General features: G+C 63.5%; 20 protein-coding genes. 3 read left to right on the top strand and 17 right to left on the bottom strand.

All coding sequences use genetic code 11. The annotated features are described in order from the left end of the window. Positions 1-278 precede the first annotated feature (278 nt). The 11 genes from hydE to THIDRDRAFT_RS03020 form a co-directional block, all read right to left on the bottom strand. Entirely contained in the window at positions 279-1,529 is a 1,251-nt protein-coding gene (hydE, locus tag THIDRDRAFT_RS03070; RefSeq protein WP_007039334.1) for a [FeFe] hydrogenase H-cluster radical SAM maturase HydE, read from the bottom strand. Next, positions 1,526-2,767: a [FeFe] hydrogenase H-cluster maturation GTPase HydF gene (gene hydF, locus THIDRDRAFT_RS03065; protein ID WP_007039333.1), complete on the bottom strand. Its 1,242-nt coding sequence runs from the start codon at positions 2,765-2,767 to the stop codon at positions 1,526-1,528. Before hydF ends, hydE begins: the two co-directional genes overlap by 4 nt. 198 nt (positions 2,768-2,965) lie before the next feature. After that, positions 2,966-4,027, bottom strand: a complete 1,062-nt coding sequence (locus tag THIDRDRAFT_RS03060; protein ID WP_007039332.1) for a PDDEXK nuclease domain-containing protein — start codon at positions 4,025-4,027, stop codon at positions 2,966-2,968. 159 nt (positions 4,028-4,186) lie between these two features. Beyond that, the gene (locus THIDRDRAFT_RS03055) at positions 4,187-5,572 is read right to left on the bottom strand and encodes an aspartate ammonia-lyase (RefSeq protein ID WP_216725608.1); all 1,386 of its coding nucleotides are present in this window, start codon (positions 5,570-5,572) and stop codon (positions 4,187-4,189) included. A gap of 34 nt (positions 5,573-5,606) precedes the next feature. Continuing rightward, positions 5,607-7,064 carry a [FeFe] hydrogenase H-cluster radical SAM maturase HydG gene (gene hydG, locus THIDRDRAFT_RS03050; protein ID WP_007039329.1) on the bottom strand — a complete coding sequence of 486 codons (1,458 nt, stop codon included), beginning with the start codon at positions 7,062-7,064 and terminating at the stop codon, positions 5,607-5,609. 187 nt (positions 7,065-7,251) lie between these two features. Next, the gene (locus THIDRDRAFT_RS27060) at positions 7,252-10,035 is read right to left on the bottom strand and encodes a Cache 3/Cache 2 fusion domain-containing protein (RefSeq protein WP_007039328.1); all 2,784 of its coding nucleotides are present in this window, start codon (positions 10,033-10,035) and stop codon (positions 7,252-7,254) included. 180 nt (positions 10,036-10,215) lie between these two features. Then, positions 10,216-10,839, bottom strand: coding sequence for a hypothetical protein (locus tag THIDRDRAFT_RS03040; RefSeq protein ID WP_007039327.1), 624 nt, complete (start codon positions 10,837-10,839; stop codon positions 10,216-10,218). Positions 10,840-10,898: 59 nt separating this feature from the next. Continuing rightward, positions 10,899-11,702 (bottom strand): ABC transporter permease, encoded by an 804-nt coding sequence (locus THIDRDRAFT_RS03035; protein WP_007039326.1) that lies wholly within the window; start codon positions 11,700-11,702, stop codon positions 10,899-10,901. Next, positions 11,699-12,448, bottom strand: coding sequence for an ABC transporter ATP-binding protein (locus tag THIDRDRAFT_RS03030; RefSeq protein WP_007039325.1), 750 nt, complete (start codon positions 12,446-12,448; stop codon positions 11,699-11,701). The genes THIDRDRAFT_RS03035 and THIDRDRAFT_RS03030 overlap by 4 nt, the downstream gene beginning before the upstream one ends. After that, entirely contained in the window at positions 12,445-13,410 is a 966-nt protein-coding gene (locus THIDRDRAFT_RS03025) for a YVTN family beta-propeller repeat protein (protein WP_007039324.1), read from the bottom strand. The genes THIDRDRAFT_RS03030 and THIDRDRAFT_RS03025 overlap by 4 nt, the downstream gene beginning before the upstream one ends. A gap of 47 nt (positions 13,411-13,457) precedes the next feature. Continuing rightward, positions 13,458-14,654 (bottom strand): ABC transporter substrate-binding protein, encoded by a 1,197-nt coding sequence (locus tag THIDRDRAFT_RS03020; RefSeq protein ID WP_139058598.1) that lies wholly within the window; start codon positions 14,652-14,654, stop codon positions 13,458-13,460. A gap of 538 nt (positions 14,655-15,192) precedes the next feature. Here THIDRDRAFT_RS03020 and THIDRDRAFT_RS03015 point away from each other — a divergent pair. Further along, a complete protein-coding gene (locus THIDRDRAFT_RS03015) occupies positions 15,193-15,579 on the top strand; it encodes a hypothetical protein (RefSeq protein ID WP_007039322.1) in 387 nt (128 codons plus the stop codon). Between the two features lie 48 nt (positions 15,580-15,627). Continuing rightward, positions 15,628-15,957, top strand: a complete 330-nt coding sequence (locus THIDRDRAFT_RS03010; protein WP_007039321.1) for a c-type cytochrome — start codon at positions 15,628-15,630, stop codon at positions 15,955-15,957. Positions 15,958-16,063: 106 nt separating this feature from the next. Here THIDRDRAFT_RS03010 and eat read toward each other — a convergent pair whose 3' ends face one another. From eat to THIDRDRAFT_RS02995, 3 genes are read right to left on the bottom strand one after another with little or no spacing between them, the layout of a single operon-like run. Continuing rightward, a complete protein-coding gene (gene eat, locus THIDRDRAFT_RS03005; RefSeq protein WP_007039320.1) occupies positions 16,064-17,500 on the bottom strand; it encodes an ethanolamine permease in 1,437 nt (478 codons plus the stop codon). 54 nt (positions 17,501-17,554) lie between these two features. After that, positions 17,555-18,445, bottom strand: coding sequence for an ethanolamine ammonia-lyase subunit EutC (gene eutC, locus THIDRDRAFT_RS03000; RefSeq protein ID WP_007039319.1), 891 nt, complete (start codon positions 18,443-18,445; stop codon positions 17,555-17,557). Beyond that, entirely contained in the window at positions 18,438-19,871 is a 1,434-nt protein-coding gene (locus THIDRDRAFT_RS02995; protein WP_007039318.1) for an ethanolamine ammonia-lyase subunit EutB, read from the bottom strand. The genes eutC and THIDRDRAFT_RS02995 overlap by 8 nt, the downstream gene beginning before the upstream one ends. 223 nt (positions 19,872-20,094) lie before the next feature. On the opposite strand from THIDRDRAFT_RS02995, the gene THIDRDRAFT_RS02990 reads away from it, so the two are divergent. Then, complete coding sequence (locus tag THIDRDRAFT_RS02990; protein ID WP_007039316.1) at positions 20,095-21,117, top strand: helix-turn-helix domain-containing protein; 1,023 nt, start codon at positions 20,095-20,097, stop codon at positions 21,115-21,117. Here THIDRDRAFT_RS02990 and THIDRDRAFT_RS02985 read toward each other — a convergent pair. The 3 genes from THIDRDRAFT_RS02985 to fdhF all read right to left on the bottom strand — a co-directional run bounded on the left by THIDRDRAFT_RS02985 (position 21,078) and on the right by fdhF (position 25,230). After that, complete coding sequence (locus tag THIDRDRAFT_RS02985; protein WP_007039315.1) at positions 21,078-21,317, bottom strand: formate dehydrogenase subunit delta; 240 nt, start codon at positions 21,315-21,317, stop codon at positions 21,078-21,080. The two genes, THIDRDRAFT_RS02990 and THIDRDRAFT_RS02985, sit on opposite strands and share 40 nt — an antisense overlap. A 163-nt stretch (positions 21,318-21,480) precedes the next feature. Continuing rightward, the gene (gene fdhD, locus THIDRDRAFT_RS02980) at positions 21,481-22,317 is read right to left on the bottom strand and encodes a formate dehydrogenase accessory sulfurtransferase FdhD (protein ID WP_216725607.1); all 837 of its coding nucleotides are present in this window, start codon (positions 22,315-22,317) and stop codon (positions 21,481-21,483) included. A gap of 48 nt (positions 22,318-22,365) precedes the next feature. Further along, a complete protein-coding gene (gene fdhF, locus THIDRDRAFT_RS02975) occupies positions 22,366-25,230 on the bottom strand; it encodes a formate dehydrogenase subunit alpha (RefSeq protein WP_007039313.1) in 2,865 nt (954 codons plus the stop codon). Positions 25,231-25,300: the final 70 nt, after the last annotated feature.

Genomic DNA, 25,300 nt, shown 5'->3' with positions numbered 1-25,300 from the left:
GCTGGGTGGCCGCGACAGCGGCCGATCCCCGCGTATCGACCCATCATCTGGACGTCGAAACGGCGCGGGAGCGCGGATGACCTGTGAGGAATCCGGTGTCCGACGGGGTTACGACCAGCGCGGCGCATGAAGGATCAGTATTGGGTAACCTAATACCCCTACAAAATACCGCAGAATTTAATGGTATTCTGAAATACATTCGTCATACAAGCATCTAGGCCGGCCTTGTTAAGGGTAATTACTCAATCCAGGTCATTCGGCGAGGAAACAACGTCGCCTCAAGGATCACGCCGAACCGCATCGTTCCGCATTGGTACGGACGCGTCAGAGACCGAGCCGAGCTGAATTGGAATGCCGATCAGCCCTGCATCCGCCGCATGCCCATGCCGACCTGGCGCGGAATCGACGGGGATCGGCAGATTCATACGTCGGCGGAAATGACGCGAGCAGCCCCACTGGTTCCAGCCGACCCGCCGTCCCATGCGATGGATGCGCCCCTCGAGACAGGCACGGCAGTCGGTCGGTTCCTCGTCGATACAGGGCTTGTTGTCGTAGAGCTGATAGCGCTTGCGCACCGGACGCGGGGTGATGTTGGGCATGATGATGTTGCAACCGTGGGCGATCCCCTGCTCGCGCCCGTCCTCGGCCAGGGCCTGCAGCGCGGTCGCTGCAGCGATGTTGACGTCGCGCAGCACCAGGCGGCAGACCGCCAGCATATTGAGCGCGCGCTGCAACAGCGGACCCGACGCCATCATCCCCTCGTCGAGCATGTCGCCGCCGCGCGAGAGGATGTACGGCCCCATGCCGAGCATGTCGACGTCCATGCGTTGATAGAAGCGGATGTCGGCGCAGAGATCGGCGAGGGTCTGACCCGGCAGCCCGATCATGCCGCCGGTGCCGACCTGGAAGCCGGCCGTACGCAAATCCTCCAGCGCCTGGATGCGCGAGGCATAGGCCTTCTCGTGGGCGAATCCGTCCGGATGGAGCCGAGCGAAGATCTCGGGATTGGTGGTCTCCATGCGCAGCAGATAGCGCATGCAATCGGCCTCGCCCGCTGCCGCACGCCAGCGTTCGTAGGTCTCCAGCGGCTGCTCGCCGAGCGAGAGCGTGATGCTGGCCCCGTCGGGCAGACGCTCGGAGCGGGTTCGGGCGCGGATCTCGCGGATGCCGTCCTCGACGAAGGCGACGAAGGGTTCGTCGCGCCGCTCCCCGGCCTGGAGACAGACCGAGCCGTAGTTGTTCTCCGCCGCCCAGACCGCCCCCTCGACCAGCTGCTCCAGGCTCAGGTCGTAGCGCTCCAGCTCTCGGTTGTCGCGACGGATGCCGCAATAGCGGCAGTTGAGGGTGCAGCGGTTGGAGAACTCGAGGATGCCGCGATAGTGGACCAGATCGCCGACCAGACGGGTCGTGAGATCGTAGGCCGCCCGGCGCAGACGCTCGCAGTCGTCGGGATCGGTCAGCCCCAGCAGGCGGATGATGTCGGCGTCGCTGAAACTTTCCTGCCGCAGGAGGTCGTCCAGGGTCTTCATGCCGAGGTCTCCCGACAGGCGTCTTCATAGGCCGCCATGGCCGCCGGAAAGGACTGCAGCGAGCGTGTCAGCACGCCCTGGAGCAGCGAGATGGCCACGCCATAATTGGTCATGGGCACGCCCTGGCGCTCGGCCCGGTAGAGCCAGGAGAGCATGTGCTTGCGCGTCACCATGCAGGCGCCGCACTGGATGATGAGGTCGTAGTGACCGATCTCCTCGGGGAAATACTTGCCGCTGCTGAAATCGATCCGAAGATCCCCGCCGACGAACTGGCGCAGCCAACGCGGAATCTTGACCCGGCCGATGTCGTCGCAGATGAGATCGTGGGTACAGGCCTCGGCGATCAGCACCCGGTCGCCCGGCTTGAGTTTGTGGATCATGGCCGCGCCGGCGGTCAGCTTGATCAGGTCCGCCTTGAAGCGGGCCATGAGGATGGAAAAGGTGGTCAGGGGCACCTCGGGCGGGGTGTCCGCCGCCGCCTTCATGACCACCTGCGAATCGCAGATCACCAGCGAGGGCGGCGTGCGCAGATCCTCGAACACGGCCGAGAGCTCGCGCTCCTTGACCACCGTGCAGACGGCATCCGCGTCCAGGACCTCGCGGATGACCTGGACCTGGGGCAGGATCAGCCGCCCCTTGGGGGCACCCAGATCGATGGGCACGACCAGCACCACGCTGCCGCCCGGCTGGATGAGATCGGCGACCAGCGGCGGCTCCTGCAAATAATCCTCGGGCACCAGACGGATGATGGATTCCTTCACCGCGTCGATGTTCTGGTGCTCCAGCGCCGAGATTCGCACCAGCTCGCCGCCCTCCCCGAGCAGCTCGGCGATTCCGGCATCCGGGGCCTCTCCCAGATCGCTCTTGTTGAGCACACAGAGGATCGGCGTCTCGCGCTCGCGGAGCTGGGCGATCAGCGCGCGCTCCTCGTCGCCGAGACCGCGCTGATCGCAGACCAGCAGGGCCAGATCAACCCGTTCCAGCACCCCGGCGGTCTTGGCCATGCGCATCCCGCCCAGCGCGCCCTCGTCGTCGATCCCGGCGGTGTCGACGAAGACGACCGGACCGATCGGCGGCAGCTCGAAGGCCTTCTCGACCGGATCCGTGGTGGTCCCGGCCACATCCGAGACGATGGAGAGCGGATAGCCCAGCAGGGCGTTGATCAGACTCGACTTGCCGGCATTGCGGCGTCCGAAGATGCCGATGTGCAGACGCAGACTCTTGGGGGTGTCCAGCATAGGAATGGCTCGGGTTGGGAAAGGCGGATGATTCTGCAGCGCGAGGACCGATTACCTACGACGGCATAGCCGGAACGGAGCGCATCAATGGCGCCATCGGTGACTCTTGTACGGTCGGTCTCAAGCTGATTGCTGTGGCTGCTTTCGATGAGTGCTTCCGAACCAGCGACTGGGTGACACCATCGAACTCCGAGTCCATCAGTTTTCTTCCATTTCGCTATCTCCACCCAGCTCACCCAGCTCGCTTTCGATCTGCTCAATGCTGGGCAGGTCCGTCTGCAGCTCGACCGGCAAAGACTCAAGCAGCTTGTATTCGGCGATACCCAGCGGCTGGGTCTTGTCACGCAGGGCATATTCGGCTACCACCTCATTTTTGCTCTTGCACAGCAGGAGGCCGATGGTTGGGTTGTCGTGTTCGCTCTTGAACTGAGCGTCCACGGCGGTGAGGTAAAAGCCGAGCTGGCCCAAATGCTCGGGTTTGAACTTATCGGCCTTGAGTTCGATCACCACATAGCGGCGCAATTTGAGGTGATAGAACAGCAGATCGATGAAGAAGTCGTCACCCCCGACCTCCAAATGCACCTGGCGTCCTACGAAGGCGAAGCCCGCGCCCAACTCCAGCAGGAACTGAGTGATGTGCTGCACCAGCGCGGCTTCGATTTCCCGTTCGCCCGCCTCATTGCCAATGCGCAGGAAATCGAACAGGTAAGGGTCTTTCAGGGATTGGCGGGCCAGGTCAGTGTCTGGTGCCGGCAGACGCTCGACAAAATTGGTGATGGCCTGGCCTTCACGCTCTAGCCGCCGGGTTTCGATATGGATTTCCAGCACGTTGCGCGACCAGCCGTGCACGATGGCGCGCTGAGCATAGGCTAGGCGCATCTCCGAGCTTTTCAGCTTGCCGAGCAGCACCAGGTTATGACCCCAAGGCAATTGTCCAACAGCCTGTTGGACAATTTCGACATCCGGCCATGCCTTGGCAAAGGCGCGCATATACATCAGGTTGGCGCGCGAAAAACCCTTCATGTCCGGAAAGGCGGTACGCAGGTCGTGCGCCAACCGTTCGATGATCTTGGCGCCCCAGCCTTCGCGGGCCTGGCGGTCCAGAATGTCACGACCGATCTGCCAGTAGAGCAACACCAGCTCCCGGTTGACGGCGAGCGCGGCGTGTTGCTGGGCACGGTGGATGCGGGTTTTCAGCTCGCCCAGCCAGTCGGCGTAACCATTGGGTGGTGGAGTCAGCGAGATGGGGCGGTCGGTCATGATGCGATTCCTTCCAGCCTCGACATAACGCACATATAGCCGACAAGCATGTCGTTGGCTTTGAACGGGTAGCGCTCCAGTTGGAACTGGGTCAACGGCATGAGGTTTTTCCAGTGACTGCGTAGCGAAAAGGGCACCCGTTCTGGCCACTCAATGCAGCTAACGAAACCCGAGCGCCGTCATGGCGGCCGGGGACAGCAATCGGTCCAGGGTCGCCGCATCGAGCAGACCCCGCTCCAGCACCAACTCGCGGACCCGCGTGTCGCTCGCGGCCGCCTCCTGGGCGATGCGGGAGGCGGTCTCGTAGCCGAGTGCGGGGACTAGGGCGGTGACGACGGCCCAGGAACGCTCGACCTGCTCGCGGCAGTGATCGGCGTTCACCTCGATGCCCTCGACGCAACGCTCGGCCAGGGTCAGGCTCGCGCGCTCCAGCACCGCCAGGCTCTCCAGCAGGGCATTGGCCACCAGCGGCAGGAAGGCGTTGAGTTCCAGCTGCCCCGACTGGCAGGCCTGGGTGATGATGGTGTCGTTGCCGATGGCGGTCATGGCCGCCTGGGCCGCCGCCTCGCAGATGACCGGGTTGATCTTGCCCGGCATGACGCTGGATCCGGCCTGGACCGGCGGCAGACGCAGCTCGGCGATGCCGGCACGCGGACCCGAGGCGAGCAGGCGCAGGTCGGATGAGATCTTGTAGAGATTGACCGCATGGGCCTTGAGGATGCCAGAGACCTCGACGAAGACGTCGACGTTCTGGGTCGCGTCCAGCAGGTTCTCGGCGCGGGCGAGGTTGAGCCGGGTTTCCTCGCGCAGCCGGTCGGTGACGCGGAAAATGTAGTCGCGCGGGGCGGTCAGCCCGGTGCCGATGGCGGTCCCGCCCAGGTTGACGACCCGTAGCCGCTCCTTGCACTTGAAGACGCGCCAGCGGTCGCGGGCGAAGGCCTCGGACCAGGCGCCGAAGGCGGCGCCCACGGTCATGGGACAGGCATCCTGGAGCTGAGTCCGGCCCATCTTGACGATACCCTCGAAGGACTGTTCCTGAGCCTGGAAGGCGGACTGCAGCCGGGCGATGCCCCGCTCCAGCCGGTCTAGCGCCACGAGCGCCGCGACCTTGAGTGCGGTCGGGAAGACGTCGTTGGTCGACTGGTGCAGATTGACCTGATGCAGCGGATGGACGCGCGCATAGGACCCGAGCGACCCGCCCAGCAGTTCCTCGGCGCGGTTGGCGATCACCTCGTTGAGGTTCATGTTGAGCGAGGTGCCGGCCCCGCCCTGGAGCGCGTCGACCCGGATCCATGGGTGCAGGCCGCCCGCGAGGATCTCGCGGCAGGCAGCCTGAATGGCCCCGGCCTCGGCCTCCGACAGGAATCCGAGCTCGGCATTGGTGCGGGCACAGGCCAGCTTCACCTGCGCCATGGCGCGGATCAGCTCGGCGCGGCAGGGCCGGCCCAGCAGGTCGAAGTTGGCCAGGGCGCGGGCGGTGTGGATGCCATAATAGGCATCGGCCGGAACGGGAAACTCGCCGAGCGCATCCGACTCGATGCGCATACCGGCATCTAGCTCCCCGGTCCCTCCGGCCATCTCAGCAGAAGACGTCGCGCTTGCCCGAGCGGATACGGTCGAGGATCACGTCCGAGACGCGCCGCTCTTCCGTCCCCATCTCGGCCAGATCGCGCTCGATCGCCTGCTCGCCGGCGCGGGTCGTCTCCGGGTTGGCGTAATCGAGCAGATATTCCATGAAGGTGCCAACCGAGTTGGGACCGCATTTCTGCTTGATGTCGGCCGTCTTGGCCCAGTGCATGAAGTCCTCGCCGGTGCGACCGTTGCGGTAACAGGCGGTACAGAAAGAGGGGGTGTAGTCCAGCGCGGCCAGCTCGCGAACCACCTCGTCGAGCGAACGGTGATCGCCGAGCGAGAATTGGCTCTCGTCGAAGTCCTCCGCGTCCTGATCGAGCTGCGCGGCATAACCGCCGGGGTTGGTGCGGCTTCCGGCCGAAATCTGCGAGACGCCCAGCGCCAGGGTCTCGCGACGCATCTCCGCATTTTCGCGCGTCGACATGATGATGCCGGTGTAGGGCACGGCGAGACGCAGGATGGCAACCAGACGCTTGAAGTCCTCGTCGGAGACCGGATTCAGGGGCGAGTTGGAGAAGTCGGATCCGTGCGCCGGCTCGATGCGCGGCACGCTGATGGTGTGACACCCGGCGCCGTAGGTGGACTCCAGATGCTCGGCATGCTTCATGAGCGCCAGCACGTCGAAGCGCCAGTCGCCGAGACCCAGCAGCGCGCCCAGACCGATGTCGTCGATCCCGGCCTGCATGGCGCGGTCCGGCCCCGAGAGACGCCAGTCCATGTCGCGCTTCTTGCCGCTGAGATGAACGGCCGCGTAAACGTCGCGCTGATAGGTCTCCTGGAACAGCTGATAGGTGCCGATACCGATCTCGTGCAGACGGCGGAATTCATCGACCCGCAGCGGCGCCAGGTTGACGTTGATGCGGCGGATCTCGCCATTGCCGATCTTGAGCGAATAGATCGCCTCCAGCGCCTCCATCACATAATCCAGTCCGCGCGGATAGGACTCGCCGGCGACCATGAGGATGCGCTTGTGCCCCTGCTCGATGAGCACCTCGGCCTCGCGCTTGATCTCATCCACGCTGAGTGCGCGACGCTTGAGGGTCTTGTTGTCCTTGCTGAAGGCGCAGTAGGAGCAGGAGTTGCCGCAGTAGTTGGAGATGTAGAGCGGGGCGAAGAGGACGATGCGCTTGCCGTAGATCGCCTCCTTGACCAAGCGGGCGGCGGCGTAGAGCTCCTCGACCAACGCGGGATCCTTCACCTGGAGCAGGGCTGCGACCTCGTTCGCCGTCAGCCCCTTGAGCTCGCGCGACTTGGCGAGCACCTCCCGTATCAGCGTGGCATCTTCACGGATATGGGCATCGAGGGCGGACGTGATCTCTTCGGCATTGAGCCAGGAGGTATCGGTCTCCGCCCGGTGGGAGCCAGCGGGGCCTGAGCCACCGTCAGCGCTCGCCAAAATCGTCATGACAGGATCTCCGAGGATCGCTAGAACAGATTAGCGGTCAACATGTTAGATCCGCGCCACGCTCGACGACAAGAAATTCACACTATTGCGAAGGCGAGACACTGACTATTGGGATATCTCAATCCGCCGCTCACCAGGATTCGCAAGCCCTCAAGAAACGCATACGGATACCGTCCGGATCGGCGCGTCAGAACTCATCCCAATCCTCATCCGATACCGCCTTCGACGACGAGGATTTAGGCGCACCGCCACCCGTGTCCGAGCGACCTCGCGACACCGCCTTCACCGCCCTGGAAGCGGGCTTCGCTCCAACCGGCGACGGGCTCGCTCCTTGATCCAGGGTAAAGACGGCAACGGATTTGGATAGCGAACGCGCCTGATCCTCAAGGCTCTCGGCTGCGGCTGCAGCCTCCTCGACCAATGCCGCATTCTGCTGGGTCACCTCGTCCATCTGGCTGACGGCCTGCGAGATCTGCTCGATTCCAGTGCCCTGCTCGCGGCTGGCCGCCGAGATCTCAGACATGAGGGTCGCGACCTGGCTGAACGAATCCAGGATGGAGGTCATGGTATGCCCCGCCTCGTCGACCAGTTTCGCACCGGCATCGACCTTGGTCGCCGAGCCGGCGATCAGGCTCTTGATCTCCTTCGCCGCTTGGGCGCTACGCTGAGCAAGCATGCGGACCTCGGCAGCCACCACAGCGAATCCCTTGCCCTGCTCGCCCGCCCGTGCCGCCTCCACCGCTGCGTTGAGCGCCAGCAGGTTGGTCTGGAAGGCGATGCTGTCGATCACGGCGATGATTTCGGAAATCTGCTCACTGGATTTCTGGATCTCGCCCATGGTATCCACCACACGCTCGAAGATCTCGCCACCGCGTACGGCCATATCGTTCGAGGTCTGAGCCAAACGGTTCGCCTCCAGCGCGTTCTGGGTATTCTGCTGGACCGTCGAATTGAGCTGCTCCATAGCGCTCGCGGTTTCTTCCAGACTGCTTGCCTGGGTTTCGGTGCGGCTCGACAGGTCCACGTTCCCCGCAGCGATCTCGCCGGCCGCCATATTGATGGTGTCGGCCGACTCCTTGATATTGCCGACCACCTCTTGAAGCCTGGCAACGGTGCGATTGGTGTCGTCCTTCAGCTGACCGAAGGTTCCCTCGTAGTGCGACTCGATACCCTTGGTCAGATCACCATCGGCGATCGCTTTAAGCACACGGGCGATGTCGGCGAGTCCGCCAGCCACAATATCGATCAGCCGATTCATGCCCTCGGCGAGTTCCCCGAAGAACCCCTCCTTACCCTCGCGCTGCAAACGGTGCGTGAAATCGCCTCGCACGGCTGCGTCCAGGAGCGAGGCCAGCTCACGCTCCGTCGCGACCTCGTCCGTACGGTCGTTCCATTCCAATACCGTTCCGAGCCGCTCGCCCTCATCGCCGATGACCGGATTGGCGACCAGCTTGAAGACGCGACCGCCCACCGTGATTTGGGTGACATGCGTGTTTTGGAGGGCCGCCAGCATGGATTTCTGATGGGCCGGATTGCGGTGAAAGGCGTCGAAACAGCTCCCCAGCAGACCGTCGACACTGAAATTCGGGAGATCCTTGCGGATATCCGACTCGGCCGTCCGCATCATGCTCACGACGGCCTCGTTCACGTAAACGATGGTGCCCTTGGGGTCGGAAACCATCATGTTGGTCGACGCCTTGTCGAGGGCGCGCTTGATACGCAGCGTCTCGGCGGCGATCCTGGCGTCCGATCGGGTCCGCTCGTCCAGGCTGCCCTGCATCGCCCCCAGAGATTGGAACAACGATCCGATCTCGTCGCCACGGCCGGTCGGAATCGCATTGTCATAATGCCCGGAACCGATGCGGGAGAAGATATTGGCTGCCTCACCGAGCGGTCGGCTGATCAGACGCCGCGTCAGCAGGAAGATCACGAATCCCAGAACGAGGACCGCGAGCAAGGCGACGGAGAAGGTGAGATTGCGCAGCATGACGCTGTCGCGGCTCAACTCATCGTCATACGCGCCACCGGCGATGACCCATTGCCACTCGGGGAAGAAGTCGTAGGCGACCACCTTGAACCTGGGCCGCGTCTCGCCCGCATCCGTGTTGATCCAGGGATAACGGATAACGCCTTGGCGCTTTTCCAGCATCTCCTTGATGAAGGAGTGGCCATCCGCATCCCTGGATTCGAGGATATTGGCCCCTTCCTGCAACGGATGGATCACCAGGGTACCGAGACTCGATCCGGGCCTCGCGTCGATGGCAAAGAAATATCCGGTCTCGCCAACCTTGATCGAGGTGATTTCGGATTTGACGCGCCCGAGTTGCTCCTCGATGTTCAGCGCGACGGACAGAGCCCCCACCACCTCGCCCCGCCCGTTCATCAGAGGATGGTAGAACCTGATGTATTGCTTGCCGAACAGGGTTGCCAGACCGGAATAGTCCTGCCCCACCAGCAGGCGCTCTCGCCCCGGATCGCTTGGATCGAACCGGGTGCCAACGACGATTCGGCCCTTCTCATCCTTAAGCGTCGTCGCGGTACGCACAAAATTGTTGCCATCGCGCACGAACAACGTCGCCACGGCACCGGTAGTGGCGGTGAAATCCTCCAGATAGGCCAGGTCGCGATCGAGCCGCCCTTCGACACCATAGAGCGCCGGCACCGAGGCGTCGCCCAACAGGACCCGCTCGTCCGGGCGCAATTCGAAGCGCGTTCCGAAACGCGAGGAGAGAACGGACATGAGAAGCTTCGCCTCGCTACCCATGTTTGCACTCAAATTGCTCAGCATCGACTTGACCAGAGCCGCCTGCCCGACGATCTGGTCGATCGCTTTCTGCTCCATCAGACGATGATTCAGCTGCGCGACCCCGATGGCAAAGGCACCGAGAATGACGGCAATGACCGCGCTGGCCGCCAGCGACAAGGTAAGCGCAACCGAGCGGCCACGAGCGAGTCTCTTAATTGGTCCCATGCTTCCCCCCTGCCTCCACGAAATCGACGGTAGCCTATATCCCAAAAGTGGGCGTTCGCACAACGAGCGCGACACCTGCCTACTCGCCCCCATATTGAGGCGGAATTCGAGATCAGAATATCGAGGCCGTCAAGCCCACAGACGAATGGCAAACAACGTCAAGTCGCGGACGAAGGCGGATCAAGGGTCCATGTGGCCGGCGATGGCGCGGGCAATGGTGCCCAATCGCTCCTCCACCACGACCGGGCGACGACAGAGATAAGGGATCGAGCGCTCGCGCTCGTCGAACAGACGCTCCTCAATAGCGAGCCGCGCCCGGAGATCCCTCGCCTGCTGCGCCGCCTCGGGCGAGGATTTGCGCTCAAGTTCGACCAGCGCATCGAGCGAATGGCCGATCGACTCGGCGCGTCTGGATTGATCGCGCGAATAGCGCTCGATCCCATCGATGAGGTGGGCACGATCCCGATTCAGGGTTTCCAGAACACCAGCGAACACCAGGGTTAGGCGTGCATTGCGTTCCGAGGGATCCAATTGAGCGACGAACTCGGCAATCGCGTTCGACGCCGCGTCCGCGCTGGTCCGTCGAGCGGAGAGATGCTCGACCAGGGCGGCGACCTCCTTGTCCTCGCGCCATGCAGCACCCTCGATAGAGGGACCGTCCCAGAGTACCGCGGCGGAAATCTCGGGTACGAGCACCTGGGGACAGGGCCAGTCCGAATCTGCGGCGAGGATCGGTCGGCAGGCGCAGACCGCGATCAGAGCGGTGAAGAGCAACGAACGGATGTTCGAGCCGGACGCGTTCATCGAATAACCTCCTGAGGACAAGAAACCAGGGTGAAATCCCAGAAAAACCCGGCGACCCATCATCCCCCAGGACGCCGCTTCAACATGCCGCGTCCAGGGTCGTAGCCCAGCAGGGCGGCGCCGAGAAAGACCGCCAACGCCAACGCAACGCCAGCCAGAGACAACCAGTCGACCCGGGCATAGAGCGCGAAACGGATGAGTTCCACCGCCCAGGTAAAGGGGTTGAAGCGACAGATCTCGTAGAGCAGCAAACTGGAATCGCGGATGCGCCACAACGGATAGAGCGCCGAGGAGGCAAAGAACATGGGGAAGATGACGAAGTTCATGATCCCGGCGAAGTTCTCCAGCTGGCGTATGACCGAGGAGAGGAAGAGTCCGAGCGCGCCCAGCATGAGCGAGGCGAGCAACAGGGCCGGAAGCGCCAGCAGATAGCCGATCGGCGGCGGACGCACCTCCCAGAACCAGGCGATCGCGAGAAAGAGATAGACCTGGAGGATGGCGACCAGCGCGCCCGCGATCAGCTTGCAGAACAGCAGATACCAACGCGGAAAGGGGCTGATCATGAGCAGACGCATGCTGCCCATCTCGCGGTCGTAGACCATGGAGAGCGAACTCTGCATCCCGCTGAACAGCAGGATCATGGCGACCAGGCCGGGGACGATGTACTCCTCGTAAAGGATATAGGTCTCGTAGGGCGGGATGATGGAGACCCCGAGGATGGATCGGAACCCGGCGGCGAAGATGAAGAGCCAGACCAGGGGACGCACCAGGGCACCGAAGAAACGCTCGCGCTGATGCAGGAAGCGCAGCGCCTCGCGCACCAGGATGCCGAGCAGACAGCGCAGATAGGCGCGCGCGCTCATGCCGCCTCCCGTTCTCCGGTGAGCCGGGCGAACGCCTCTCGGACATTCTCGGCACCGGCGGCCTCCAGCATCCCCCGAGCCGTCCCGCGATAGAGGAGCCGCCCCCGGTGCAGCAGCAGCACGCTGTCCTCGGGACGCACCTCGTCGACCAGATGGGTCGCCCAGAGCACGCCGACGCCCTGTAGACGGCAGGTCTCGCGGACCTGTTCGATGATCGCCTGACGACTTCTGACGTCGAGCCCGACGGTCGGCTCGTCGGCCAGCAGCAGCCGAGGGCCATGCAGCAGGGCGCGCGCCAATTCGAGCCGACGACGCTGACCGCCACTGAGCTGACGCACCTTGTCGCCAGCGCGCTCGGCCAGCCCGGCCCCGGCAAGCGCCTCGCGGATGCGCGGCCCCATCGTTCCGGGATCCAGCCCGTGCAACGCACAGTGATACAGCAGGTTCTGACGCAAACTCAGATCCAAATCCAGCGTCAGCTGCTGAAAGACCACACCGAGATCGGCCAGCGCCCGATGTCCATCGCGGGCCAGATCCTGGCCCAAGATGCGGATGCATCCGGCACGACACAGAAAGAGACGAGTGATGAGGGAGAAGAGTGTCGTCTTCCCTGCCCCATTGACGCCGAGCAGGACGCAGAAGACGCCGGCCGGCACCTGGAAACTGATGTCATCCAGGACCGGACGGCGCGGATAGGCGAAGCTCACCCCGCTCACGTCCAGGGCAGGAGCATCCGGCTCGCTCATGGCCCGACCACGACCCCCCAGGGCAGGCGCCCGACCGGGATGCTCTTGAGCACCTTAAGCCGTTCCATGTCGACCACCGACATATCGTTGCTCACCCCATTGGTCGTGAACATACGCGACTGATCGGGCGCAAAGGCGAGATTCCAGACCCGCTGGCCGACCAGCAGATATTTCTCCACCTCAAAGGTCTTGGTATCGACGACTGCGACCCGCGCGGCCGGCCCGAGCGCGATAAAGGCACGGCTGCCGTCGTCGGTGATACGGATGCCGACCGGCTGGATCAGCTCCTTGCGCATGCCGGGGATGGCGAATGTGATGACATGGACCTTCTCGCGCTTGGCGACGTCGATCACGCTCACCGTCCCACCGATCTCGGATGAAACCCACACCTGACGGCTGTCGGGGGTGAACTGGGCCACACGCGGACGCTGATCGACCAGGACGTTGCCCACCACCTCATGCGTGGAAAGGTCGATGAAATGGGCCATGTTGGTCGTCTCGGAGGTATTCACCAGCCACTTGCCGTCCGGGCTCACCCCCATCCCCTCGGGCTCGACGCCAACCTGGATCTCGATCACCTTGGTCCGTTTGTCGACGTCGACCACCGTGACCATGTTGTCGTCCTCGTTGGCGACATAGAGGAATCGGCCCTGAGGTCCCAACGCCAGCAGCTCGGGATCCGGTCCCGACGGCAACGTGTGGTCGACCTTCAGGCTCTTGAGATCCAGCACCTCGATGTGATCCTCGTCACTGGTGCAGACGTAGAGCGATTCGCCGTCCTTGCTCAGGGCGATCCCGCGCGGGCGCTGCCCCACCGGCACGACCTGGCGCACCTCCAGGGTCTCGCCGTCGACCACGGTGATGCTGTTGTCCTTCTCGCTCGACACATAAACGCTGTAGGCATGCGCCCCCAATGGCGACAACAGACAAACGCCGAGCAGGGCCGTTCGCAGATGATGCATGGTGCTCTCCTGATGCGGATGGTGAAGATTTGCAGGACGGTTCGGACTCAACGGATCGAGCACTCGGTCTCGGGTCGGTCGTAGCCCAAGGTGTCGAGGGTCGAGAACTGGTGAAGAAACCCTTCCTGTGGCGAGACCGAGACCAGTATTCGCGGCGAGACGATGAGGATCGGCTGGCGCATCTGACCGTTCCAATCGCGGAAGGACAGAGGAACGCCCTTAAAGGCCGCGAGTTTGAAATCGGGTCCCAGCAGATACTGACGCAGCCGCGACACCTCCCCCGTCTGGGTGCGGGTGGCGGCCTCGCCGATGCTGCGTACGGCCAGCCAGGCGGCATAGTCTCTCGGCGTCATGAAGCGTCCGGTCCGTTCGAGGAATCGACGCTGGAACTGAGTCGCGCCCCATTGCTCAGTGACGCCGCTCCAGGCGGTCGCCACCAAGCCCTGAGTGCCGCCGATGGGCCTGGGTCGATAGGTGCGGTAGTTGAGATAGGCCCCGAAGGCATCCGCCTCATCGGCGACCAGCAGGATGTCGTAGTCCTCGACCTGGGTGAAGGAGTTGGCGAGCTGCTGCTCGTTGAAATGCCCCGAATCGGTCCGCGAGGCCCCCGCCTTGAAGGTCCAGGGTTTCTGGACGACGATCTTGGCACCGAAACGCTTGGCGGCACGCTCGATCGCGGCGCCGAACGCACGATCCTCGGGGAGAGGGCCGACCACCAGGAACCAGCGCATCCAGCGTTTCCAGGCCAGATACTGGGCCAGCGCGTCGGCGCGCATGGCGCGACTCGGCACCGTATGCAACAGGTTGGAGCGACACCCCTGGGTGCGCAGGTCGTCGTCCATGGCCCCAATGTTGAACAGGAGCGCATCGCCGGCCTCCGGCAGGTCGGCCAGCTCTAGGAGATCGGCCGCCGGCAGATCGACCAGAAAGAGCCGCACGCCCCGCTGGATCAGATCGCGCACTACATCGCTCGGCGACTGGTCGGATGTCAACGTCACCGGCAACAGATCGAAGGACTGACCGGTAAATCGCCCGGTGGTGTTGTTATCGAGGATGCCCTGGCGCGCACCCTCCAACCCCTCGTCCTCGATACGCGGTTCGAGCGATGAGAGCGGAATGTACTCGGCGCGTTCCGCACTGATGAGACCGATGGGGATGCTGAGAGGCTCGGCTCGAACGAGACCGATCGACAGAATCAGAGAGAGCGAGGCAAGGATCCGAATCCAATCGGACGAACGTGACATGGCGGGGTTCATGGCCAGGGTCAGACTCCTAGGTGTTGGATGCGCCGAGAAGCATGCCGACCTCGATCGCGGGGCATGGCTTCCATTCCAAAACGACGAGCGCCTGATCCTAAGCAATATCCGCGCCCAAAAATCCAGCGTAGCCGCCGTCTCTCCCCGTGGCTCACGCACCAAGCTCGATATGGCAATTGCGAAGCTTTATCGACAACAGCGCCTGATGAACCTCTGTCGCACCCAGCCGCCCCCCTCCCGGCCAGGAATGAAGACCCGAGTGACGCACAACGTGTCAGTTCTGACACGCCGATCGAGACGCCAACCCCAGGACGTACCGCCCGGTCGCACGACAGGCACCACACGAAACGCGCGACCGGACCGCCATCCAGGCTTGACGATGAAAGGCACGTGATTTGCTGTCGAGCCAGAGGCGCCGATATCCCCAGACCGAAGAGGCCTAGCGAATCGAGCCATTCTTTATGAAGGAGACCGGCGCGACCGATCGCTGGATCGCGATCCGGGACATGCCATCGAGCGAGGTTCCATGCATCCGAGACTGAACGCACTCATCCTCACCGCCATCGTCACCGGCTGGGCCGGCACCTCGGCAGCCACCGAGACCCGCGCCACCACGCCCCAGGCCGAAGACGGTCGAGCCGCCTATCCCACCCAGGCGATCGCCGACTATGTCATCGGCTGCATGCTGTCCAATGGCGCCTCGGCGGAAACACTGCAGAAATGCTCCTGCAGCTTCGATCTGATCGTCTCCGAGATCCCCTACGCCGAATACGAGAAGGCCGAAACACTGATGCGCATGCAGCAGGTTCCGGGCGGAGGCCGAGCGGGTGCCTTCAGGGGCTCGGCCTGGGCCAAATCGACGCTCGAACGATTCAAAGAGGTTCAGGCCGAATCCACGCTACGCTGTTTTTAGACCCGCCGGACCTACAACGACACATAAAGAGACACCGAGGAGTCGACGATGGATGAGACACGCACCAAGATTCTGGGCCGCGCCCTATTGACCGTCGGTCTGGTGCTCGGCCCAGTCACCGCATCCCTAGCTGCGGACGGCGCAGAACTCTACCGGGCCAAGATCTGCCACACCTGTCACGGCGAGCGTCCGAACGAGCCGGTTCTGCCCGCCTACCCCAAGCTCTCCGGCCAGAACGCCGGTTATCTGTTTCAGCAGATGAAGGACATCCGCGACGGAAACCGAACCAACGGCCTCTCGGTCGCGATGAAAGCCGTCGTCGGCAGCGTCACCGACGAGGAATTCCAGGTGATTGCGAACTGGCTGGCGACCCAATAATCGACCGTACAGTCATCGACATCGCGGGTGATGCACTCCGTCGCGCCGACCATCGTTTCAAGGCAGAGGAAGGCGGCAACAGGACGCCTTCCTCTGTGGATGCGGTTTAGGCCGGCTGAGTGGCCGCTGCTGGTTCTTCTTCCATCAACTCCTCGGAATGCAGATCCAATTCCGCCTGCTCCAGCATGGCGAACTCTTCTTCGGCGCTCTTCGCCACCAGATGATTCTTGCTGTAACCGAAGTAGTACGCCGCACCCACTGCGAACAACGCCAAGGTGTAATAAAAGGCGCGTGGATCGAAGGCGTAGACACCGGTCAGGGCAACCAGCGACAGCACCAGCGCAATCCCGGAGGTCACCACGCCACCCGGGGTCCGATAGGGACGCGGCAGCCCCGGCTGCTTGACGCGCAGCAGGATATGGCTCAAGGCCATCAGGGCATAGGACAGGGTCGCACCGACCACGGCCATGGCCAGCATCAGGTCACCTTCGCCACTCAGCGAGGCGATGAAGCCAAGCACGCCGGGAACGATCAGCGCCCGAGCAGGCACCTTGCGAGCGGTGGTGACCGACAGGCTCTGCGGTAGATAGCCGGCACGGGACAAGGCAAAGACCAAACGGCTGTAGCCGTAGATGATGGAGAAGAAGGAGGCGATCAGACCGACCAGACCCAAGACGTTCACCAGCGTGGCGAGCGTGGTATTGCCGGTCGCCTTCAGTGCATCGACCAAGGGCACCGCGCTTTCGCCCATCACCTGCGCACCGGTCGCGCCCGGCACCAGCACCACGACCAACAGGGCCGTCAAGAGCAGGAACAGCATGGCGCCGATGATGCCCTTGGGCACGTCCTTAGCGGGGTTCTTGGCCTCTTCGGCGGCCAATGGCACACCCTCGACCGCAAGGAACAGCCACATCGCAAAGGGAAGCGCCGCCCAGACACCGTACCAGCCCATCGGCAGCGTGGAGGAAGCGCCCTCGGTCGCAGCAATGTCGAACAGGTTGGCGACATCGAAGCTGCCGATCAAGGCAACGGCGGTGGCCACGATGGCCAGCACCGCCAGACCGCTGATCACCATCATCGCCTTCAGTGCCTCGCCGACGCCGACCAAATGGATCCCGATAAAGACCAGATAGAAGGCCGCATAGACCCAAGGCCCGTTGAAGCCAACCAGCGCCTCGACCGCCGAACCGATGAAGATCACGATGGCCGCCGGGGCCAGGGCATATTCGATGAGCACCGCCAGACCGGTCAGGTAGCCACCCGCCGGCCCCATGACCTGACGTGCAAAGCTGTATCCGCCGCCCGCAGCGGGAATCGCCGCCGACATCTCCGCCAGCGACAGCACCAGGGTGAAATACATGAGCGCCATCAGTGCGGCAGCGATGGCGAAGCCACCCCAACCCGCCTGAGCGATACCGAAGTTCCAGCCGGCAAAATCGCCGGAGATCACATAGGAGACGCCTAATCCAGCGAGCAGGATCCAACCGGCGGTGCCGCTCTTCAGTTGCCGTTTGGCAAGATAATCTTGATGGGATGTGGACATGGAATACTCTTGTTTCAGTTCATCGAGTGATGTGAGTGGATGTGGGTCAAGGCATCAGGTGACCAAGAAGCTACGCGGGTCCCCCTGTTGATCGGGCTGGCCGATCAGGTCTCCCTCAGACGCGTCCTCAAGCGACCCACTACGATCCTTCAGCTGCACTCCGGACAGACACAGCCGGCGTGATTCGCGTAGTAAATACAATGCTTTATGCGCGGCCTCGCGGAAGCTCAGTCCGTCCGGTCGCACATTGGAAATACAGTTACGACGGGCATCGGTGAGACCGCGTCGCGGTGCCCAGGTCAGATACAGCCCCAGACTGTCTGGCGAGCTCAGACCCGGACGCTCGCCGATCAGCACCAGCACCGCCTTGGCGTTCAGCAACTCGCCGACGTCATCGCCAATGGCGACCCGCCCTTGCTCCACCAGGATGGTGGGCGCCAGATTCCAGCCCTGGTCGTCATGCTCAAGCGCCTCGCAAAGCGCGCGAATGAAGGGCACGGCGTTCTGAGCGATGGCGGTCGCGGACAGCCCGTCGGCGATCACCAACGCCAAATCGAATGGCTTCTGCGGGGTCTGGTGTTCCTGGCACAGCAGTACGCGCGAGGCCTCATCCAGACGACGCCCAAGGTCCGGGCGCTGCAGATAGGTCATGCGGTCCACGGCCTCGCTGTGCACATGCAGCGGCAACTCATCACCGAGCAAGGGACATTCGGCGGCAAGGGCCTCGATCTGCTGGCTCAAGGCATCGAAATCGAGCGGCAGATGCACCGCGTCGCGGGCTTGTGCGTGGGCCAGTTGAAAGGCCAGCATCTCGCGGGTCGAGAGGCTGACGCCACTGCGTCCCAAACCGATTCGCGCCGCCGTGAACTGGCGCAGGAGACGCCAAGGGTTATCGGTTACGCCATTCGAGGCATCGAGCTGTGACGTATTGGCTTGATCAGCCATGATGGATCGCTCCCTGGTCTGTCTGATTGCTGGCCGGCAGCCGCGTGAGCGAATCGGCAAAGACCGCTGGCAACTGGTCGTTGAGACGCGCGCCAGCGGCGTTGCTCATGATCTGCATCCGCTCCAGCCATGCCTCGAATTCAGGCGATGGACCAAGTCCAAGGACGCGGCGCACGTAAAGCGCATCGTGGAAGGAGGTGCTCTGGTAATTGAGCATGATGTCGTCGGAGCCGGGGACACCCATCACAAAGGAGCAACCGGCCGCACCGAGCAGGGTGAGGAGGTTGTCCATATCGTTCTGATCGGCCTCGGCGTGATTGGTGTAGCAGACATCGCACCCCATCGGCAGGCCGAGCAGCTTGCCGCAGAAGTGATCCTCCAGACCGGCGCGGATGATCTCCTTACCGTCGAACAGATATTCCGGGCCGATGAAGCCGACCACGGTATTGACCAGCAAGGGATTGAATTTGCGCGCCACGGCATAGGCGCGCGCCTCGCAGGTCTGCTGATCCAGGCCGTGATGCGCATTGGCCGAAAGTGCACTGCCCTGGCCGGTCTCGAAATACATCAGATTGCGACCGACGGTCCCACGGTTCAGTGACTGCGCCGCCTGCTCGGCCTCGGCCAGGTTGGAGAGATCGAACCCGAAACTGCTGTTGGTGGCCTCGGTGCCGCCGATCGACTGGAACACCAGATCCACCGGCGCACCCTGCTCGATGCACTCCAACGTATTGGTCACATGGGTGAGCACGCACGACTGGGTGGGGATCTCGTATTGCTGGATCACCTCGTCCATCAGCCTCATCAGCCTGGTGGCCTGCACCACGTTGTCGGTGACCGGGTTGATGCCGATCACCGCATCGCCGTTGCCGTAAAGCAGACCGTCAAGAATGCTGGCTGCAATCCCGTTCATATCGTCGGTCGGATGATTGGGCTGCAGTCGCGTGGCCAGGCGTTGAGCTAGACCAATGGTGCTGCGGAAGGCGGTCACCACGCGGCACTTCTTCGCCACCAGGATCAGGTCCTGATTGCGCATGATCTTGCTCACCGCCGCCGCCATTTCCGGCGTGACGCCCTTGCGGATGCGCGCGAGCATCTCGCTGCTCGCCAGGTCGGAGAGCAGCCAGTTGCGGAAGTCGCCAACCGTGAGATGGCTGATCGGCTCGAAGGCCGCCTGATCGTGCTCGTCGATGATCAGGCGCGTCACCTCATCCTGCTCGTAGGGAATCAGTGCCTCGTTCAGGAATTGCTTCAGCGGCACCTCGGACAACGTCATCTGTGCCACCGCACGCTCTTCGGCGGAGCGAGCGATCACCCCGGCGAGACGGTCACCCGAGCGACTCGGGGTCGCCTTCGCCATGAGATCGGCGAGGTTGCGGAATTCGTAGGTCTTGCTGCCCAGTTGATGGCGATAGGCCTGATGCATAAAGGTCCCCTGACCGACGCCTGAGTCTCGCGTCACGGACTGGCATGACCGGAACGAAACTTGCGGGTAGGTCGCTGAAAATTGGCACGTTGCCCGATCAGTTCAGCGAATCGCGTTCCATGGGCCTATCGAATTTCGGCAAATCGAAAATTACCTACTATTATCAATAATCTAAGCCTTACCCGAGCACCTTCCTCGGAATTTCCAAGGGATCACAACGCATGTGAAGCACCAGAACGACCCCCAGTCGAACCTGATTGCACCAGACTGGCGCATCATTGAGGCCACCGATGCCGACGTTCACGCGCGCAACCTGCGTGACTGGCAGCAACAGTACGATCAGATCAGCGACGGCCCTTTCTATGGCCGTATCGACGAAGTGGCGCTGGAGCATTTGCAGGTCTTCCGCGAGCACACCAGCCGCGCACTACGCCAGCAGTGCAACGTCTGGCCGAATGCATTGTGGTTGGGGTTTGCCGCCGGCACGGAGGCCTGTCGCATCAATGGCCAGACGGTGACCAGCGATCAACTGATGTGCCGCCCAGGCGGCTGCGAGTTCGAGCTAGTGACGCCCGAGCACTTCAATATCTACGGGATCGTCGTCGGCCAACAGGCGCTACTCCGGACGGCAGAGGCGCAAGGCATCCCCTTCGATGCCCGGCTGTGGTCGGCCCCCCGACGCAATTGGAACCCCCAACGGCTCAACGCCCTGCGGATTGCCTTGCAGCGGCTGCTGGCCCCTCAACACAGCGGGCTGGCCGGACCACTACAGCAGGATATGTTGTTGATGGCGGTGCTGGAGGTCGTGCAACGGGAAAGCGATGCGAGACCGCCGCCCGGTTATGTCCGGCGCAAGGCGGTCGTCGATCGAGTGAAGGACTATCTAGAGGCGAATCGGCAGGCGCCGGTCACCATCACCGAGCTATGCGAACTCACCCATGTGAGTCGACGCACCTTGCAGTACAGCTTCGAGAGCATCGTCGGGACCAGCCCGCTGCGTTATCTGCGGCTCTCGCGTCTGAATGGGGTGCGGCGGGCGCTGTCCCAGCCGGAAGAGCTGGACGAGGATGTCTCGGTGGCACGCATCGCCGCTCGCTGGGGATTCTGGCACGCAGGTCAGTTTGCACATGACTACAAGCAACTGTTCGGTGAGAACCCGTCGGAAACGCGGCGAAGAACCAGTGGAACGCCGTTCGCTGATGCGGCTCAGGCCGTCGGCTGCACGACAGGCGGTGCCTCAAGCTGACGGATCGCCTCGACGACGATCGTATCGAGCCCTTCACCACCGGTTGTCTCGACATGCGCAACGATCTGCGCCCGCATCCGGGGATCCCAGAACCGAGTGAGATGACTGGCGATCTCGTCCCGACCCTGTTTTCGATCGGGCCAGGCGCCGAAGAAACCGCCGATGCTGTTTGCCATCTTGACGAGATTTTGGATATCCATCCGCGCGACTCCGCTTCAACACAAAAAATGCATTCAACTAAGGTGTCCGTAGCCTGGACGCAACGCAGCAAAACCCAGTAGATACCGCAACCCAACCGGCCCGCCTGTCCGCGCGGTTTCCCCGGCTTCCGCTATCGCTCCATCCGGGCGACGCTCGAACGCTTCACGGCAGCACCCTATCTGGATGGCTGTAGACCATCATCCGCTCGCCTCGGGCGAAACCGATCAGGGTCATTCCTGCCTGCTCGGCCAGACGCACCGCCGCGCCGGTCGGGGCGGAGACGGCGACCAACAGACCGATCCCCGCGCTCATGCTCTTCTGGACCATCTCGAAACTCGCCCGGCTGGTGCAGATGACGAACCCCTCGTGGGGCCTGAAGCCGCGCCGATGGAGCGCACCGATGAGTTTGTCGAGCGCGTTGTGCCGGCCGACATCCTCGCGCACCAGATCGATTCGCCCGTCGGCATCGACCCAAGCCGCCGCATGACCGCCGCCGGTGGCTCGGAAGAGCAACTGATGGGACGGCAGATCGGCAAGCGCGCGCACGATGGCGCCAGGCTCCAGCGGGCAAACCGAGGACACCCGCCGCACCGGCTGAGCGACCGCCTTGAGGCTCTCGACACCACAGAGTCCGCAACCGGTTTTGCCGGACAGGGTGCGGCGGCGCTCCTTGAGTTCGGCGAAACGCCAACCTGAGATGGAGAGCCGGATCTCGATCCCCTCCTCCCCCGCCAAGACCGGGTCGCAGTCCAGCAGCTCCTCGACCGAGCGCAGGATACCCTCGGTCAGACTGAAGCCGAGCGCGAAGTCGATGAGGTCTGTCGGCGTCGCCAGCATCACGGCATGCGAGACGCAGTTGTAGACCAGGGCGATCGGGGTCTCCTCGATCACCTGATCGGCACGCACCGAGACGTGGCCGCCATCGAACTGCCGGGCCTGGACCTCACTCCGATCGGGCCAGTGCTCGATCGGCTCACGATCCTCGGGAGGCTTTGGCACGGGACATTCCATGAATAAAGATTCTCGTTCGTTTGAAGCAATCCCGGTCTAGACCGCCTCGCGCTTGCCCTTGCGCGGCAGCAGATCCAGCTGCGCCTTGCTGAACCGCCGATAGCGCTTCTGCCACTCGGACGGCTGATCCACCTGGACGACCTGCACCGCCGTCACCTTGTACTCGGGGCAGTTGGTCGCCCAGTCCGAATTGTCGGTGGTGATGACGTTGGCGCCGGACTCGGGAAAGTGGAAGGTGGTATAGACCACGCCCGGCTGCACCCGCTCGGTGATGGTCGCGCGCAGCACCGTCTCGCCGGCTCTGCTGGCGACGCCGACCCAATCGCCTTCGCGGATACCGCGTTCCTCGGCATCGTGCGGGTGGAGTTCGATACGATCCTCTCCGTGCCACTCGACGTTGGGCGTGCGCCGGGTCTGGGCGCCGACGTTGTACTGACTGAGGATGCGCCCGGTGGTCAGCAGCAGCGGAAAACGCTGGTTGACGCGCTCGTCGGTCGGAATGTAGCGCGTCACCATGAACCGACCCTTACCGCGCACGAACGCATCGACGTGCATGATGGGCGTGCCGTCCGGCTGCGCCTCGTTGCAGGGCCACTGGATGCTGCCGAGCTGTTCGATGCGATCGTAGCTGACGCCGTGGAAGGTCGGCGTCAGACGCGCAATCTCGTCCATGATCTCGGAGGGATGGCCGTAGTCCATCGGATAGCCGAGCGCGTTCGCCAGCGCCACCGTGACCTCCCAGTCCGCCTTGCCCCCGAGCGGCGGCATGACCTTGCGCACCATGGAGATGCGGCGCTCGGCGTTGGTGAAGGTCCCGTCCTTCTCCAGGAAGCTGGAGCCGGGCAGGAAGACGTGGGCGAACTTGGCCGTCTCGTTGAGGAAGATGTCCTGCACCACCAGGCATTCCATGGCAGAAAGCGCCGCCTGGACGTGCTGGGTGTTGGGATCGGACTGGACGATGTCCTCGCCCTCGCAGTAGAGCCCCTTGAAGCTGCCGTCGAGCGCCGCCTCGAACATGTTGGGGATGCGAAGACCCGGCTCGGGGTCGATCTGGACGCCCCACTCGCCCTCGAAGAGCGTGCGGGTCGCGGCATCGGAGACGTGCCGGTAGCCCGGCAGCTCGTGCGGAAAGGATCCCATGTCGCAGGAACCCTGGACATTGTTCTGACCGCGCAGCGGATTCACACCGACACCCAGTCGTCCGATGTTGCCGGTCGCCATCGCCAGGTTGGCGATACCCATGACGGCGGTCGATCCCTGGCTGTGCTCGGTCACGCCCAATCCATAATAGATGGCCGCATTGCCCGCTTCGGCGAAGAGTCGCGCAGCGCCGCGCACCTGCTCGGCCGGCACGCCGATGGTCGCCTCCAAAGACTCGGGCGAATTCTCCGGCAGGGCCACGAAGTCGCGCCAGGCGGCGAAGGAGTCGGCCTCGCAGCGCTCGGCGACGAAGGTCTCGTCGACCAGACCCTCGGTCACCACCACATGGGCCAGGGCGTCGAGGATGGCGACATTGGTTCCCGGCAGCAGCTTGAGGTGATAGTCCGCCCGGATGTGCGGGCTCTTGACCAGGTCGATGCCGCGCGGATCGACCACGATCAGCCGCGCGCCCTCGCGCAGACGCCGCTTGAGCTGGGAACCGAACACCGGATGTCCGTCGGTCGGGTTGGCACCGATCACCATGACGACGTCTGCCTGGAGTACCGAGTCGAAGGTCTGGGTCCCGGCCGACTCGCCCAGCGTCTGCTTGAGTCCGTAGCCGGTCGGCGAGTGACAGACACGGGCGCAGGTATCCACATTGTTGTTGCCGAAGGCGGCGCGCACCAGCTTCTGGACCAGATAGGTCTCCTCGTTGGTACAGCGCGAGGAGGTGATGCCGCCGACCGCGCCGCGCCCGTATTGGGCCTGGATGCGTTTGAACTCGGAGGCGGCGTAGCTCAGCGCCTCGTCCCAACTCACCGGCTGCCAGGGATCCTGGATGCTTTTGCGGATCATGGGCGTGGTGATGCGGTCCGGGTGGGTCGCATAGCCCCAGGCGAAGCGGCCCTTGACGCAGGAATGTCCATGATTGGCCTGGCCGTCCTTCCAGGGCACCATGCGCACCACCTGGTTGCCCTTGGTCTCGGCCTTGAAGCCACAGCCGACGCCACAGTAGGCGCAGGTGGTGACAACCGACTGCTCCGCCTGCCCCATCTCGATGACCGACTTCTCCATCAGGGTCGCGGTCGGGCACGCCTGGACGCAGGCACCGCAGGACACGCACTCGGAGGTCATGAAGGGCTCGTCCTGACCGGCCGCGACACGGGACTCGAAGCCGCGCCCCGAGATGGTCAGGGCGTAGGTCCCCTGCACCTCCTCGCAGGCACGCACGCAGCGGCTGCAGACGATGCACTTGGCGGCGTCGAAGGTGAAGTAGGGATTGGAGGTGTCCTTGGGGCGGGCCGACTCGGCATCGAAGTGATTCGCGCCCTGCATGCCATAGCGCACCTCGCGCAGTCCCACGACGCCGGCCATATCCTGCAGCTCGCAGTTGCCGTTGGCCGAGCAGGTCAGACAGTCGAGCGGATGGTCCGAGATATAGAGCTCCATGACGTTGCGGCGCAGCTCCATCAGCTCGGAAGACTGGGTGCGCACCTCCATGCCGGCCTCGGCCAACGTGGTGCAGGAGGCCGGATAGCCGCGCCGCCCCTCGATCTCGACCAGACACAAGCGGCAGGAGCCGAAGGGCTCGATGCTGTCGGTCGCACAGAGTTTGGGAATCCGGATCCCGTGCTCCTCCGCCGCGCGCATGACCGAGGTGCCCTCGGGCACCGAGACCGGCAGGCCGTCGATGGTGAGGTCGATCCAATGCTCGCTGACGCGGGCCGGGGTTCCGTAGTCGTGGTCACGATGCAGGGACATGGGTCTTACTCCAGCGAGCCGAGCCCGCGTTGTTCTTCTCCGCCGGTTCCCACGCCGGGCGTGGGAACGC

Source organism: Thiorhodococcus drewsii AZ1 (genome assembly GCF_000224065.1).
Taxonomy (GTDB): domain Bacteria; phylum Pseudomonadota; class Gammaproteobacteria; order Chromatiales; family Chromatiaceae; genus Imhoffiella; species Imhoffiella drewsii.
The sequence above is the reverse complement of the archived record's forward strand: the minus strand, read 5'-3'. Positions and strand labels throughout refer to the sequence as shown.